The sequence below is a fragment of the Dietzia sp. DQ11-44 genome, assembly GCF_014145205.1.
Classification (GTDB): Bacteria; Actinomycetota; Actinomycetes; order Mycobacteriales; family Mycobacteriaceae; genus Dietzia; species Dietzia natronolimnaea.
In genome coordinates this window covers 1-556 of record NZ_JAALEC010000485.1, presented here as the reverse complement: position 1 = coordinate 556, position 556 = coordinate 1, and the positions used below count along the sequence as shown (strand labels likewise).

1 protein-coding gene is annotated in these 556 nt (G+C 69.1%); it reads right to left on the bottom strand.

Annotation, left to right across the window (positions count from 1 at the left end):
* Positions 1–172 precede the first annotated feature (172 nt).
* Complete coding sequence (locus G6018_RS12265) at positions 173–538, bottom strand: hypothetical protein (RefSeq protein ID WP_182639743.1); 366 nt, start codon at positions 536–538, stop codon at positions 173–175.
* Positions 539–556: the final 18 nt, after the last annotated feature.

Below are 556 nucleotides of genomic sequence, written 5' to 3'. Positions count from 1 at the left end.
AGCTCCGTACGGGAGTTACCGGGAGCACGCCCCACCCACCGAAGCACCAAAGGATCTTTTTCAGTCTTTTGCGGCCTCTCCCCTGCCCTGTCCCGGGCCGGCTACCGGATCTTTGGGTGGCGGCCCGGGCGGGGCCGGGGGGAGCACCCGGGTGGGCGCTCCCCTGGTCCGGCTACTTGGCGAACAGCCGCAGGGCGTCGGCGAGGATTCCGGCGACCTCGGGAAGTCGGTCGTCCTCGTATTGGTCGGCCTGCTCGGGGTTGTCGCCCATGAGCTGAGCGTGAGTCCGCTGGTACTCCGTCCAGTCGGCGAGCGCTTCGGCTGCGAGGGCTGGGGCGAGCAAGCGGCGGGCGCGGTCGAGGACGGTGGCGATCTCGGACGCGGTTCCTTCGATGACCATTGCGCCGCCGCTCTGGGGGTCGATGACCAGGGCGGCGGGTTTGTCGACGGCCTCGTCGCTGTTGAAGATGCACTCGCCCTGGGCGGCGACGGCGACGGTGATGTCTGCGGCGTTGCCCCACTCGGCTGAAATGCCCATTGGGCTCTCCTTTCGGTC

Excerpts from the sequence above, each read along its gene's own strand:
- G6018_RS12265 (WP_182639743.1), bottom strand. The coding sequence starts at position 538 with ATGGGCATTTCAGCCGAGTGGGGCAACGCCGCAGACATCACCGTCGCC.